The organism is Roseobacter cerffii (genome assembly GCF_054226325.1).
Map to the genome: position 1 here is coordinate 3337902 of NZ_CM135757.1, position 14018 is coordinate 3351919.

Consider the following 14018-nt stretch of genomic DNA (forward strand, 5'->3'; position numbering starts at 1 on the left):
TGCGGGCCCTGATCCGGTGATCAGGGCCGCTCCACCGCCTCGAACCCGGCCAGTTTGACCAGGCAACGTTTGAGGACCTTCGCATCGGTGGGGGACAGCCGCGCCTGAACCTGGGCGTCAAACACCCGCGCCGCCTCGTAGAGATGCGCGTACGCCGCCTGCCCCGCTGGCGTCAGGCTCAGCAAGGCATGTCTGCGGTCTTCGGCCATCTCCTTGCGCCGGACGAAGCGCTTGGCTTCAAGCGCGGCCACTGCGCGGCTGGCCTTGGTCTTGTGCAATTGCGCCATGTCACAGATGCGCTTGGCGGTCATGTCGCCGTATTGGCCCAGATGGAAGAGCACGCGCCATTCGGTGCGCAGCATGCCGTAGCGTTCACGATAAGCCGGGCTGAAGGCCGTGCTCTGCCGATCTGCCGCCTGGTTCAGCAGGTAGGGCAGGAATTCCGAGAGGTTGAACTCGGCGTCTGACATGGCGATCTTTTGGCTTGTTAGTTACATTTTCAACTAATATGCCAAGGGCGATTGTGGAGGACAAGCGATGAACGAGCACACCCGCCCCCTCGGCGAGACCCAGACCGGCGCGGCCCTCGGCGCGCCGCGCGGATACATGTCCGGCTGGGCCAATGATTTCGAGACGGAGGCCCTGCCCGGGGCGCTGCCCCAAGGCATGAATTCGCCGCAGAAGGTGAACTACGGGCTCTATGCCGAACAGCTCTCGGGCAGCGCCTTTACCCAGCCCAAGCCCGAGCGGACATGGTGCTATCGCATCAGGCCGTCGGTGAAGCACACGGGGCGGTTCGAGAAGATTGACCTGCCCCACTGGATCTCTGCGCCGCATGTGATCGAGGATGTGATCTCGCTGGGCCAGTACCGCTGGGACCCTGTGGAGACGACGGATGAAGGGCTGACCTGGCTCACTGGTATGCGCACGATGACCACCGCGGGCGACGTGAACACGCAGGTGGGCATGGCGAGCCATGTGTATCTCGTGACGGAGAGCATGTTGGACAGCTACTTCTACTCCGCCGATTCCGAGCTGCTGGTGATCCCGCAGCAGGGCAAGTTGCGCTTTGCCACCGAGCTTGGGGTGATTGATTTGGAGCCGCAGGAGATCGCGATCCTGCCGCGCGGGCTGGTCTATCGCGTCGAGGTGCTGGACGGCCCGGCGCGCGGCTTTGTCTGCGAGAACTACGGGCAGAAGTTCAACCTGCCTGATCGTGGGCCGATTGGTGCCAATTGCCTCGCCAACCCACGCGATTTCAAGACGCCCATGGCCGCCTTCGAGGATCGCGAGGCACCCTCGACCGTGACCATCAAGTGGTGCGGGCAGTTTCATGAGACACAGATCGGGCACTCCCCGCTCGACATCGTCGCCTGGCATGGCAATTACGCGCCCTGCAAGTACGATCTAAAAACCTATTGCCCGGTGGGCGCGATCCTCTTCGATCACCCGGATCCGTCGATCTTCACCGTGCTCACCGCGCCCTCCGGCCAGCCGGGCACCGCGAATATTGACTTTGTGCTCTTCCGCGAGCGCTGGCTGGTGGCCGAGGACACCTTCCGCCCGCCCTGGTATCACAAGAACATCATGTCGGAGTTCATGGGCAACATCTACGGGCAGTATGACGCCAAGCCGCAGGGCTTTGTGCCGGGCGGCATGAGCCTGCACAATATGATGCTGCCGCATGGGCCCGACCGCGAGGCCTTCGAGAAGGCGTCGAACGCGAACCTGGGGCCGGACAAGCTCGACCACACGATGTCGTTCATGATCGAGACGCGCTTTCCACAGCATCTGACGCGCTTTGCCGCCGATGAGGCGCCGCTGCAGGACGATTACATCGACTGCTGGGCGGATATCGACCGCAAGTTCGACGGCACGCCCGGAAAGAAATGACATGCCGCTGATGCGCAGCTGGGTGACAAGCGCGAACAGTGCTGAGACACCGTTTCCGCTGAACAACCTGCCTTATGGGGTGTTCTCCGTGGACGGGGATGAGCCGCGCTGTGGCGTGGCCATCGGTGACATGATCCTCGATATGGCGGCGGTAGAAGAGGCCGGGCTAGTGACGTTGGACGAAGTGCCATGTTTTGAGTTGCCGTTCTGGAATGAGGTGATGGACCTTGGGCCAGAGGTCTGGGCGCAGCTACGCGCACGATTGACGGAGCTACTGACCGAGGGGGCCTCCGAACAGGCGGACGTTGAACCGCATTTGGTGCCACAAGCGGATGCACAAATGCACATGCCGTTTCTCGTCTCCGAGTTCACCGATTTCTACGCGGGAAAGCACCACGCCACCAATGTCGGCACCATGTTCCGGGGCGCGGAGAATGCGCTGCCGCCGAACTGGCTGCACATCCCCATCGGGTACAACGGGCGCGCCTCGAGCGTGGTGGTCTCGGGTACGGACATTCGCCGCCCCTGGGGGCAGATCAAGGGACCGGACGACACCCTGCCCCGCTTTGCGCCCTCGCGGCGGTTCGACATCGAGCTGGAGCTGGGCGCGATTGTGGGCGTGGCGTCGGAAGGCCCGATCAGTGTCGCGCAGGCGGATGCCAGTATCTTTGGCTACGTGCTGCTGAACGACTGGTCCGCGCGGGACATTCAGGCCTGGGAGTACCAGCCGCTGGGGCCGTTTCAGGCGAAGGCCACGGCCACAAGCATTTCACCCTGGATCGTGACCGCTGCGGCGCTGGAGCCGTTTCGCTGTGCGGCACCCGAGCGCGAGATCGCATTGCTGCCGCATCTGCAAGACGATGGTCCGATGCTCTATGACATCCCGCTCTCGGTCACTTTAAACGGCGAAGCCATTGCGCATACCAACGCACGAGAGCTCTACTATTCCGCCGCCCAGCAACTGGCGCATCACACGACGAGTGGCTGCCCGATGCGCGTGGGCGATTTGCTGGGCTCAGGCACGATTTCCGGGCCGGAGCGTGAGAACCGCGGCTCCCTGCTGGAGCTAAGCTGGGGCGGGAACGAACCGCTGCAACTGGAGACCGGCGAGACCCGCAGTTTTATCGAAGACGGCGACACCCTGGGACTGCATGGCGCCGCGCAGGGCGACGGCTTTCAGATCGGTTTTGGCGATTGCGTCGGCACCGTGCTGCCCGCGCTCGAGGACCCGTACAAAGGACAGACACATGGCTAAAGCCTTCGCCTCGCAAGGGGATTTGACTGAAAAGAGCATCACCTTCGACGAAATCGGCGCGGGGCTTTACGCCTTCACAGCCGAGGGCGACCCGAATTCCGGCGTGATCATCGGCGACGAGAGCGTGATGATCGTGGAGGCGCAGGCGACGCCCCGGCTGGCGCAGAAGGTGATCGAAAAGGTGCGTTCGGTCACCGACAAGCCGATCAGCCATCTGGTGCTGACGCATTATCATGCGGTGCGTGTACTGGGCGCCTCGGCCTATGGCGCGGATCAGGTGATCATGAGCGACATGGCGCGCGCGATGGTGGCCGAACGCGGGCAGGAGGACTGGGACAGCGAGTTCCAGCGCTTCCCGCGCCTCTTCGAAGGGCATGAGAGCATTCCCGGCCTCACATGGCCCACGACCACCTTTTCAGACGCCATGACCGTCTATCTCGGCACACGCCGCGTCGATATCCGCCATCTGGGACGCGCCCATACGGCGGGCGATGCGGTGATCCACGTGCCGGATCAGAACGTCATGTTCACCGGTGATATCGTCGAATACCACTCGGCCTGCTATTGCGGCGATGGGCATTTCGGCGATTGGGGTGGCACGCTGGACCGGATCGCGGCCTACCAGGTGGATGCGATTGCGCCGGGACGGGGCGGTGCGCTGGTCGGGCGCGAGATGGTCGATGCGGCCATCGCCAGCACGCGCGATTTCGTGGAGAGCACCTATCGCCCAGCCGCACGCGTCGCAGCGCGCGGTGGCACGCTGAAAGAGGCCTGGGACGCGGTGCGCGCGGCCTGCGATCCGAAATTCAGCGACTACGCGATCTACGAGCACTGTCTGCCGTTCAACGTGGCTCGCGCCTATGATGAGGCGCGCGGGATCGACACGCCGCGCATCTGGACGGCGCAGCGTGATCTGGAGATGTGGGAGGCGCTGCAGGGATGACCGCACCGCTGACCGACCGCTATGCCGTGACGCACCGGCTTTACCCCTACCAGCGGTCAGCGGATCAGGACGCGGAAGCGCCAGCGCGGCATCCCGTCGTGATTGTCGGCGGTGGACCCGTAGGCCTCACTGCGGCACTTGATCTGGGGCTTAAGAGGCATCGCGTCGTGCTGCTCGACGATCACGAAGGCGTCGGCACCGGGTCGCGCGCGATCTGTTTTTCCAAACGCACGCTGGAGATTTGCCACCGCCTCGGCGCGGGGGCTGAGATGCTGGAAAAAGGCGTGGTCTGGAGCAAAGGGCGTGTGTTTCATGACCGCGACGAGATCTATGCTTTCGATCTGCTGCCAGAGGACGGGCACCGCTGTCCGGCCTTCATCAACCTCAGCCAGATTGATTTTGAAAGGCTTTTGGCCGAGGCCATCAACCGGGCCAATGCAGAGGGCGCGCAGATCGAACTGCGCGGGCGCAATCGAGTTGATGCCCTGCGCGCCGGAGCCGATGGGGTGGCGCTCGACATCATGACGCCAGACGGCCCCTACCAGATGGAGGCGGATTGGCTCATTGCCTGCGACGGGGCCCGCTCACCGATCCGCGACATGCTCGGGCTGGGGTTCGAGGGGCGCGTCTTTGAGGACAATTTCCTGATTGCCGACGTGCGCATGACCGCGGACTTTCCGACCGAGCGCTGGTTCTGGTTCGAGCCGTGGTTCAAGTCGGGCGCCTCGGCGCTGCTGCACAAGCAGCCGGATGACATCTGGCGGATCGATTTCCAGCTCGGCTGGGACATCGACCGCGAGGCGGAATTGAAAGAAGAGAACATCCGCGCGCGGGTCGATGCGATGCTCGGGCCCGATGTGGCCTATGAGCTGGACTGGACCTCGATCTATACGTTCCAGTGTCGGCGGATGGACCAATTCGCCCATGGGCGTGTTGTGTTTGCGGGCGACAGCGCGCATCAGGTCTCGCCCTTTGGGGCGCGTGGCGCGAATTCAGGCGTGCAAGACGCGGAAAACCTCGCGTGGCGGCTCGATCTGATCCTGCGCGGGGTGGCCGACGAGCCCCTGATGCAGGGCTATTGCCGCGAGCGGGTGATGGCGGCGGATGAGAACATCCTGAACTCGACCCGTGCGACGGATTTCCTCACGCCGAAAAGCGACGTGAGTAAGACCTTCCGGGATGCGGTGCTGGACCTGGCCTCCGAGCACGCCTTCGCCCGCCCGCTGGTGAACTCCGGGCGGCTAAGTGTGCCTTGTGTTTACGACGACTTACCCGGCTTTTGGCCGGACGCGGTGGAACACGGGCCCGCGCGCAGTCGGCCTGGTGCCGCCTGCCCCGATGCGCCGCTGGGGGATGGGTTCTTGCTGGATCAGCTCGGCAGCGGCTTCCAGCTTCTGGGGATCAACGCCTTTGTACCCGACGCATTCGATGTGGACGGGACCGCTGTGACCGGGCTGCAACTGGAGGCAGGGGGCGATATCAAGGCCCGCTATCTCGGCGCCGCGGAACATGCGGTGTATCTGATCCGCCCCGATCAGCACGTGGTGGCGCGTTGGCCGGTCTATTCGGCGGAAGCCGTGATCGAGGCGATCCGCGCACAGCTTGGAGGGTGAGGCATGGCTCTTGTTCTGACGCCGAATATCGACAATCCGGATGGGTTCTACGATGCGCTGCTGCAGGCCCATGAGGGGCTGACTGCGGAAGAGAGCGCGGCCTTCAATGCGCGGTTGATCCTTATCCTCGCCAATCAGGTTGGGGATGAGGAGATCTTGCGGGCAGCACTGGAAGCGGCACAGCAGAGTTGATGGTCAAGTGGACGCCACCGGGGGTGCCCCGGTGGCGCCGTCCGTTGGATCAGGCGAAGGCGACGCCGTTTTCGTCCATCGGCAGGCTGGACACCCGCAGATCATCGCTGGCCGCCGCGATCGCATTCGCCAGTGCCGGGGCCGCAGGCGGTGTACCGGGCTCGCCGACACCGGTGGGCGCTTCCGCTGACGGCACGATGTGCACATCGATGGCGGCAATATCGCCAATGCGCAGCGGCTCGTAGTCAGGGAAGTTGTACTGATCGACCGCACCGCCGGTGAGCGTGATCCGGTCACGCATCACATGGCCGATGCCGTAACCGATGCCGCCCTCCATCTGCGCCTTGATCACATCGGGGTTCACCGGCAAGCCGCAGTCGACCGCGCAGGTGATCTTCTCGATCCGCACGCCGTCTTCCGCGGTGCCCGACACCTCGACGACCTCGGCCACGTAGGAGCCGAAGGATTTGTGCACTGCGACGCCCTGCGCGTGACCGGCTGGCGCGCTGCCCCAGCCTGCTTTTTCCGCTGCAAGCTTCAGAACGCCGGTCAACCTCTCCTGGTCGGCGCCGCCCGTCAGATAGCTGAGGCGGAAGTCCACAGGGTCCTGCCCCGCTGCCTTGGCGGCCATATCCATCATGACCTCCATGACATAAGCGGTGTGGGTATGCCCCACCGAGCGCCACCAGAGGGTGCTCGTCGCTTTCTCCGTATCGGTCAGACCGAAGAAGGCGCCGGGGATTTGGTACGGCGTGTCGGACGCGCCTTCGACCGAACTATGATCAACACCGTCATGCACCAGCATCGCCTCGAAGGCGGTGCCCTTCATGATTGACTGGCCCGCGATGCGGTGGTCCCAGCCGATGATCTTGCCCTCGGCATCGAGACCGACCTTGACCTTGTGGCCGAAGGCCGGGCGGTAGTAGCCGCTGCGGAGATCATCCTCGCGCGACCAGACCAGCTTGACCGGGCGGTTGCGGTCGGTGACCACGAAGGCCAGCGCCGCCTCGACCTGGTAATCCGCATCCGGTGTGGCCCGGCGCCCGAAGGAGCCACCCGCCAGCATCGTCTTGATCTCGATCTTCTCCATTGGCAGCTCGAAGATCTGCGATAGCGCCATATGCGGCCCGGTCGGCAGTTGGCAGCCGTCATGCAGGCGGATGCCGCCGTCTTCGGTGGCTTCGATGGTGCAATTGAGCGGCTCCATCGGGGCATGGGCGAGCAGCGGGAAATAGAAGGTCTGCTCCAGCACCTGATCCGCGCCGTCGAGCAACGCCTGGGTCGCGGCCTGATCCGACTTGTTGACGTTATAGGTGGGCTCGGCATCAAGGGCCGCCCGGATCTCGGCTTCGATGTCGTCCGAGCTGCGGGTTTCGGCGGCGGAGAGATCCCACTCCACCTCGACCGCATCGCGCGCCTGCATCGCGGCCCAGGTGCTCTCGGCATAGACCGCAACACCTGCGCCGTTGGGCAGAACGGCGGACATGATATAGCCCTTCACATCCTGCGCGGCGCTGTCATCGAACCCCGTGGCGAGGCCGCCGCGTTGTTCAGGACGCTTGATCATCGCAACCATCTGGTTGGGCAGGTGCAAGTCCATCGCGAACATCGCGGTACCGTTGCCCTTGATTGCGCTGTCGAGGCGGCGGATGTCCGGGTTGCCGATCAGCTTGAACGTGGCAGGGTCCTTTAGCGGGGGCTCTTCCGGTGCCTCGAGCGTGGCGGCCACCGCAACGAAGTCTCCGATGGGTGCGGATTGGCCCGCGCCGGTGACGACGCCTTCCTCAATGCTGAGGTCCGCTGCATCAACGCCCCAGCTTTGCGCGGCGGCGGCGATCAGCATCTCGCGCGCGGCGGCCCCGGCGGTGCGGTACTGCTGGAAGGAGTTGGCCATGGCGGTCGAGCCACCCGTGCCCTGGAACGGTCCAAAGGCGAAGTTGTTGTACACCTCGGCGTTCGACGGGGCGAAGTCATAGGTGATCTGGTCCATGCGCAAGCCGATCTCTTCGGCGATCAGCGTCGACAGGCCGGTGGCCGGGCCCTGCCCGAACTCCACGTGTTTGACGATGGCCGTGACCGTGCCATCGGACGCGATCTTGACGAAGGGGTTGAACTGGGCTGCGTCTCCCGCGGCGGCAAGGGCTCCGTCCGGGCGGGCGCCCACGAATAGAACGGCCCCGACCGCGGCGGCGCCTTTGAGAAAACTGCGGCGTGTTGTGTCGAGTGTCATATCAGGCCTCCAGAATTTCGGCGGCGCGCTGGATGCCAGCGCGGATGCGTTGATAGGTGGCACAGCGGCAGGCGTTGCCGTACATGTAGGCGTCGATGTCCTCGACGGAGGGCTTGGGGTTCTCGCTGAGCAAACCCACGGCGGACATGATCTGGCCCGACTGGCAATAGCCGCATTGCACCACGTCGAGCTCGACCCAGGCCTGCTGGACCGCGGCGCCGATCTCGGTGTCGGCCATGGCTTCGATGGTTGTGATCTCGGCGCCTTCCACGTCTTCGACGTAGGTCTGACAAGACCGGACCGGCTGGCCGTCCAGGTGCACGGTGCAGGCGCCACAGGAGGCCACGCCGCACCCGAACTTGGTACCGGTCATCTTCAACTCGTCCCGGATGACCCATAGCAGCGGGGTGCCCGGCTCGGCGTCGACCTCATGGCTGGTGCCGTTCAATTTCAAAGAGAAGGCCATTCACAGTTCTCCATCTGGCTTGAGGGGGTGAAATCTATCGGTGATCAGGACACTCTAAGCGAGAATCGCCCAAGTGTAAACTCACGAGTTTACCTTGGCGTTTGACCGTGTCGGAGAATTCCAGCATATGGTGACAGCATGACCGAGTGCAGCGAGCCAAGCGCATCCAAGTACCAACAGATACTTAGAGCCGCCGTGGAGGAATTCCAGGAAAACGGCTTTGCCGATGCGCGGATGGACCGTGTCTCGGCCCGCGCCGAAGTGTCCAAGCGTACCGTCTACAAGTATTTCGAAAGCAAGGACAAACTCTTCCGGTCGATTGTCGATGTCTTTGCCGCGCGGTTTTCGGAAGTACAGGACATTCGCTATGACCCGTCTCGCCCGCTGCGCGACCAATTGGTCGAGTTGGCCTGGGCTGAAGGGCGGCTGCTGATCGCGCCGGATGTGATCGCCATGGCGCGGATGATCATAAGCGAAACCTTGCGCAACCCGGAGCTCGCCGAAGAGGCGAACAACAAGATCGACAAGACCGGCGTCTTTGCCGCGATGTTGCGCGATGCTACCCGGGACGGCACGCTCGCGACGCCGGACCCAGAGGTCGCGGCGGTCGAATTCATTGGTCTGATCAAGTCCAAAGCCTTCTGGCCGGTGATCTTCGGCGCACCCGTGGCGACGGCGGAGCAAATGGACCAGATCGTCGAAAGCAGCGTGGAGATGATGCTGAGCCGATACGGCATCGACGCGGCCTGAGACCTCTGTGCAGCGTTTCGGGCTGCGGGAGGCGCTAGGGCGCACGGACCCTTTACTTCTTCACACGTGCCGCAATGGTCATGACCCTTATGGGTGCGGAGCGTGTCAGGTCAGAGCGTCTTCCAGAACCGCGCCGCTCTGGAAGGTTGGCGTGACACCCTCCGGCGGCGATATGCTGATGTAGCGACCGATCTTGTCCAGCAGCGGTTTTCGCGGGCAATTCTTGCGGCTGGCCGCCCCCAGGTCGCGAAGATTGCCAGGGCCCGCGAAGGGCACGAAGCTGAGTGGCCAGTTATCCCTCTTGAACTGCTCGGCAGCAAGCGCCGAGACAATCGTGCAATCATCAGAATGTGACACGTGGCGGCAAACGGTCTCGAACCGCAGTGCCGACAGATCGAAGCGCTTTCCGGGCCGGTTGCCGCGTTCAGGTTCGGGAAGGCGCGTTTCCAGATCATAGCCAAAGGCGTAAGGCAGGCGAATGAAGTCGTGTACCGGCACCTCTTCCGGTGTGATGCTGCGCAAGGTGCTCAGCGGGTGGCCCGTGCGCATGGCCAGGTACAGCGGTTCGGACCACATGGAGGTGAAGTCGAGGCTCTCCCGGTGATTGCTCTTGGCCACCAGCGTGAGGTCCAGCTTGTGCTCCTCGACCATCTGCAACATGTTGTCCGGCAGATCCTCGATCATCACGACCTTCATGGTCGGGAACAGAGTTCGGAACAAATCCGCGAAATACTCCGTCAGATAAGGCGCCAAGGTCGGTGTCAGCCCGATCTTGAAGGGCACGGCTTCAGGATCGCGGAACTGTGTCGCGGTGTCCTTGAGCAGTTGGGCGTCCTTGAGAATGCGCTCTGCGATCTCGACCACCCGGTGCCCGCATTCCGTCAGCCGAACCTCGCCGCTGAGGCGCAGGAAGAGCTCGACGCCGAGGTCGTGTTCCAGCTTCTTGATCTGGTTGGAGAGCGCGGGCTGAGAGACATTGCAGAGGGCTGCGGCCTGGCTAAACTGCCCGCATCGCGCAATCGCGATCACATACTCCAAATCTCTGAAATTCATAGCCGTTCTATATATCAAGGACCCATGATGCGGAGGTGGACCGGCCTGCAGGTCTCAGCGGCCCCTCCTTATCTACCGCGTTTAACGCAATTCCGGCCCACTTACCCAGAATTCCGCAGCCAAGTTTCATCAACTTTGCTGACGGATGCGTCATTTCACGGCATCGACGCGCCAGCGAGCCTTTGACCGAAACAGGTAAAGACCTGTTCCAATTCAGAAAAATTGTTTCGAGATTCACAAAGCCTGTGACTATTCGATCCGGTTATAGCCCCGATTTGGAACTTGAATTTCCGCCATCCCGACGCGGTTCTTACTCCTTTTGCTCGTAGGACGCCCCTTTCTGCCGAGGGCCGACTGCATTTCGAAGCAAACGAATGGAGTTCCCCAATGCTTTCCCAACTTCTATCCGGCCTGCGCGCGCGTCTTCTGACGTCCTCGTCGCTGGCACAAGAGACGACCCGCGACGGTCAGACCTTGTTCAACAATTTCTTTCAAAGCACCGTCGTCGATGACACCCCGGCCTTTGTTCTGGCCAATGATTTCTCGCGCCTGCTGAACTTTGGAGAAATCGAAACCAACAATGCGGTCGCAGCCGTTCTGGCGGAGGGGGACAATGTTGATGTCTTCAACTTCCGCACAGGCAGCATCGACGCAAACAGCGGGCCCGACGCGCTGGCAACGGGCGTGCAAATCACCGGGTCCGCATCGGTGCGCAACTTCGGCGACATTGCCGGTGAGTTCAACGGTGTGCAGTTTGCCGGGCCCCAAAGCTCGGGCAGCCTCGACAACTTCCGCGGCGGCGTGATCTCCTCCGACAGCCGCGCCGTTGACATCCAGGGAGACGGCGTCGATGTCCGCAATTTCGGCGACATCATCGGCACAGGCGATCAGCGCAACGGCACGATCTATACCAACAGCACGGCCGAAGACGTTTCGATCTCGAACTTCTCGGGAGGCACCATCGACGCAGGCGTCGGCAACCAGGGCGCGGGCATCTCGCTGCAGGTGGGTGACACCGCAGGCGACCGGGTCGAGACGGATGTCTTCAATGGTGCGGGTGGCGTCATCCAAGGGCGTGGCCAGGCTGCGGCCAACACCGGCCTCGCAGGTGACGGCATTCGCATCGACGAAGGCGCCGAGGGTACGATCCTTGAGACAGAGATCGTCAACGCTGGGCTAATCTCTTCGGAGAGCACGCAAGGCACGGCGGCCGGTATTCGCATCGCCGATGGTGCCAGCGCCGAAGGTGAGATCCTGAACACCGCAACCGGTGTGATCGAAGGGGCTGCCAACGGCCTTTACATCGGGCAAGGCGTGCATGACCTCGACGTGCTGAACTTCGGCACCATTCAGTCCGACAGCCGCGCCGTGAATATCGACGGCACGGGCGTCAATCTGGTCAATGGCGGCGACATTCTCGGCACCGACAGCCAGCGCAACGGCACAGTCTATGCCGACGGCACCGCCGACGATTTCACGGTCGACAACCTGCCGACGGGTACCATCGACGCGGGTGCGGGCAATGAAGGCTCGGGCTTCGGCGCCGAAATCGGTGGGGCCGCTGATGGCGCCAATTCCTTCAACCTGAACAACGCTGGCACCATCCAGGGCCGCGGCAATGCTGCAGCGGGCACCAATGCGGCGGGCGACGGGATCCGCATCGGGAACGTCGGCAACACCGGCACAACCGATGCCGTCATCACCAACTCCGGCACTGTCTCTTCGGAAGGGGCCAACGGAACGGTTGGCGCCTTCCGCTCGGTGAACAACATCAACTTCCAGGGTCAGCTGATCAACGAGGAAGGTGGTCTGTTTGCTGGCGGCCAGAACGGTGTCTACTTCGGCACTGGCGATCACACCGGCGGCTCCTTCGTGAACCGCGGGACGGTGACCTCAGACAGCCGCGCCGTGAACATCGACGGTGACGGTCTGGAAGTGGTCAACGAGGGCGACATCCTCGGAACCGGCAACCAGCGGAACGGCACCGTCTATGCCGATGGCACCGCGGACAACTACACCTTCGAAAACAGCGGTACGGTGGATGCCGGGGTCGGCAACAACGGCTCTGCCGTGTCGCTGCAGATCGGTGATGTCGCGGGTGACGTTGTGTCGGCGTTTGTCTCCAACGAGGGCGTCTTCCAAGGGCGCGGCGATGCGAGCGAAGGCAATCAGGTTGGCGACGGCCTGCGTCTTTTCACCAATCAGGAAGACGCGTCCTTCGCGGGTGTCGTGGTCAATGAAGGGTTGATCGCCGGGTCGGAGGACTCGGATGCGGCAGCCGGTGTGCGCGTGGACGGTGGTCTTAACCTGCTGGGTGCCATCCTCAACGAGGGTGAAATCCGCGGGACTGTGAATGCCATCGACGCGTCGGATGCAGGCACCGTGACCATCGTCAACGACGACGAGGGTGTGATCAACGGCAACGTGCTGCTGAGCGATGGCGATGACGTCTTCGTCGATCTGGGCACAACCAATGGTGACGTCTTCGGTGGCGCTGGCGATGACGTGATCATTGCCGGTGACGCGGACAATGTGATCACAGGCGGTCTCGGCAATGACTTCATCGACGGGGGTGACGGTATTGATACTGCCGACTTCTCCGACCTTGACGTGGCCGTGACGGTTGACCTGGGTGCCAACGGCAATGGCACGGCGACCCGTGACACTGGCTTCAACGTGTTGGTCGCCAATCAGGCGGTCGTGGCCCCGGGCCAGTTCGGCTCTGCCATCGCCAATGGGGCGCAGTTCGTGGAGCAGGCGGTAGCGGGCAACCTCTACTACAACATCCATACTGCGGACTTCCCGGGCGGTGAAATCCGCGGCCAACTGGAAGTTGTGAGCGACACGGGCACCGGTCATGACCGTGTGATCGAGCTCGCCGGATCGCTGGATGCGAGCCAGGAACCTGGCCCCACATCCGACAGCACGGCCACCGGTGAAGCCACCGTGACGATCACGTTCAACGAGGCAGGCGAGGTGCTCTACTCCTCGGAGCTGAGCGTTGTCGGTCTGAACGAGGCCGACCTGAACACCCCGATCCCGGGCGTTGTCTCAGCCATCCACTTGCACAATGCACCCGCAGGACAGAACGGCCCGGTGGTGCAGGACACGCTGGTGGACGCAGGCGCGACGCTGGATGTCGACGCCACGGGGGGCACCGGTGTGATCGGTCTCGACGTGATCGAGAACCAGGTTGAGACCGATGTGCTCAGTTCGATCGAGAACGTGATCGGCTCGGACGATGGCGATGTGATCACCGGCAGTGACCTCAACAACGTGCTGAACGGCGCGGAGGGCGACGACCTGCTCAGCGGTGAGGGTGGCGACGACATCCTGATCGGGGGCGAAGGGTCTGACACCTTCTTCTTCGGTGCCAACTTCGGCAACGACGTGATCGAGGACTTCGAGATCGGTCTCGACCAGCTGCAGTTCGGCGACTTCGGCCCGGACTTCGGCGGAGCGGTTGGTGTCAGCCAGCAAGGCGAGGACGCGCTAATCAGCTTCGGCGATCAGGGCACCGTCCGCCTCGCGGGTGTGAACAGCGCCGATCTGACCGACGAAGACTTCGTCGCATAACGCCTCTTGGGAGGGCGGCCACGCGCCGCCCTCTCGCAACCGTGAAA

Annotated in this window: 11 protein-coding genes; 7 read left to right on the forward strand and 4 right to left on the reverse strand. The window is 63.0% G+C overall.

Translation table 11 applies throughout. The features are described from left to right. Positions 1–20: 20 nt before the first annotated feature. Positions 21–470 carry a MarR family winged helix-turn-helix transcriptional regulator gene (locus tag ACVC7O_RS16175; RefSeq protein ID WP_458323144.1) on the reverse strand — a complete coding sequence of 150 codons (450 nt, stop codon included), beginning with the start codon at positions 468–470 and terminating at the stop codon, positions 21–23. A 67-nt stretch (positions 471–537) separates the two neighbouring features. Between ACVC7O_RS16175 and hmgA the strand changes: the two genes are divergently transcribed. Genes hmgA through ACVC7O_RS16200 form a run of 5 tightly spaced genes read left to right on the forward strand, consistent with a single transcriptional unit; the run spans position 538 to position 5896 of the window. Continuing rightward, complete coding sequence (hmgA, locus tag ACVC7O_RS16180) at positions 538–1893, forward strand: homogentisate 1,2-dioxygenase (RefSeq protein WP_458323145.1); 1356 nt, start codon at positions 538–540, stop codon at positions 1891–1893. 1 nt (position 1894) lies between these two features. Continuing rightward, positions 1895–3148, forward strand: a complete 1254-nt coding sequence (fahA, locus tag ACVC7O_RS16185; protein ID WP_458323146.1) for a fumarylacetoacetase — start codon at positions 1895–1897, stop codon at positions 3146–3148. Continuing rightward, positions 3141–4091, forward strand: a complete 951-nt coding sequence (locus tag ACVC7O_RS16190) for an MBL fold metallo-hydrolase (protein ID WP_458323147.1) — start codon at positions 3141–3143, stop codon at positions 4089–4091. The genes fahA and ACVC7O_RS16190 overlap by 8 nt, the downstream gene beginning before the upstream one ends. Further along, complete coding sequence (locus tag ACVC7O_RS16195) at positions 4088–5704, forward strand: FAD-dependent oxidoreductase (protein ID WP_458323148.1); 1617 nt, start codon at positions 4088–4090, stop codon at positions 5702–5704. Before ACVC7O_RS16190 ends, ACVC7O_RS16195 begins: the two co-directional genes overlap by 4 nt. 3 nt (positions 5705–5707) lie before the next feature. After that, positions 5708–5896: a DUF2783 domain-containing protein gene (locus ACVC7O_RS16200; RefSeq protein ID WP_458323149.1), complete on the forward strand. Its 189-nt coding sequence runs from the start codon at positions 5708–5710 to the stop codon at positions 5894–5896. Positions 5897–5945: 49 nt separating this feature from the next. Here the strand turns inward: ACVC7O_RS16200 and ACVC7O_RS16205 are convergent, their stop codons facing one another. Together ACVC7O_RS16205 and ACVC7O_RS16210 are read right to left on the reverse strand one after the other, a co-directional pair. Next, the gene (locus tag ACVC7O_RS16205; protein WP_458323150.1) at positions 5946–8126 is read right to left on the reverse strand and encodes a molybdopterin cofactor-binding domain-containing protein; all 2181 of its coding nucleotides are present in this window, start codon (positions 8124–8126) and stop codon (positions 5946–5948) included. A 1-nt stretch (position 8127) separates the two neighbouring features. After that, the gene (locus ACVC7O_RS16210; protein WP_458323151.1) at positions 8128–8592 is read right to left on the reverse strand and encodes a (2Fe-2S)-binding protein; all 465 of its coding nucleotides are present in this window, start codon (positions 8590–8592) and stop codon (positions 8128–8130) included. 138 nt (positions 8593–8730) lie between these two features. Here ACVC7O_RS16210 and ACVC7O_RS16215 point away from each other — a divergent pair, with 138 nt between their 5' ends. After that, a complete protein-coding gene (locus ACVC7O_RS16215) occupies positions 8731–9342 on the forward strand; it encodes a TetR/AcrR family transcriptional regulator (RefSeq protein WP_458323152.1) in 612 nt (203 codons plus the stop codon). Between the two features lie 105 nt (positions 9343–9447). On the opposite strand, the gene ACVC7O_RS16220 is transcribed toward ACVC7O_RS16215, so the two are convergent. Continuing rightward, on the reverse strand, positions 9448–10395 hold the full coding sequence (locus ACVC7O_RS16220) for a LysR family transcriptional regulator (protein WP_458323153.1): 948 nt from the start codon (positions 10393–10395) through the stop codon (positions 9448–9450). A 387-nt stretch (positions 10396–10782) separates the two neighbouring features. Between ACVC7O_RS16220 and ACVC7O_RS16225 the strand changes: the two genes are divergently transcribed. After that, positions 10783–13971, forward strand: coding sequence for a CHRD domain-containing protein (locus tag ACVC7O_RS16225; RefSeq protein ID WP_458323154.1), 3189 nt, complete (start codon positions 10783–10785; stop codon positions 13969–13971). The last annotated feature ends 47 nt before the right edge of the window (positions 13972–14018 follow it).

Coding starts and splice junctions, on each gene's coding strand:
- ACVC7O_RS16225 (WP_458323154.1), top strand. CDS start 10,783: ATGCTTTCCCAACTTCTATCCGGCCTGCGCGCGCGTCTTCTGACGTCC.
- ACVC7O_RS16200 (WP_458323149.1), top strand. CDS start 5,708: ATGGCTCTTGTTCTGACGCCGAATATCGACAATCCGGATGGGTTCTAC.
- fahA (WP_458323146.1), top strand. CDS start 1,895: ATGCCGCTGATGCGCAGCTGGGTGACAAGCGCGAACAGTGCTGAGACA.
- ACVC7O_RS16190 (WP_458323147.1), top strand. CDS start 3,141: ATGGCTAAAGCCTTCGCCTCGCAAGGGGATTTGACTGAAAAGAGCATC.
- ACVC7O_RS16195 (WP_458323148.1), top strand. CDS start 4,088: ATGACCGCACCGCTGACCGACCGCTATGCCGTGACGCACCGGCTTTAC.
- ACVC7O_RS16220 (WP_458323153.1), bottom strand. CDS start 10,395: ATGAATTTCAGAGATTTGGAGTATGTGATCGCGATTGCGCGATGCGGG.
- ACVC7O_RS16205 (WP_458323150.1), bottom strand. CDS start 8,126: ATGACACTCGACACAACACGCCGCAGTTTTCTCAAAGGCGCCGCCGCG.
- ACVC7O_RS16175 (WP_458323144.1), bottom strand. CDS start 470: ATGTCAGACGCCGAGTTCAACCTCTCGGAATTCCTGCCCTACCTGCTG.
- hmgA (WP_458323145.1), top strand. CDS start 538: ATGAACGAGCACACCCGCCCCCTCGGCGAGACCCAGACCGGCGCGGCC.
- ACVC7O_RS16215 (WP_458323152.1), top strand. CDS start 8,731: ATGACCGAGTGCAGCGAGCCAAGCGCATCCAAGTACCAACAGATACTT.
- ACVC7O_RS16210 (WP_458323151.1), bottom strand. CDS start 8,592: ATGGCCTTCTCTTTGAAATTGAACGGCACCAGCCATGAGGTCGACGCC.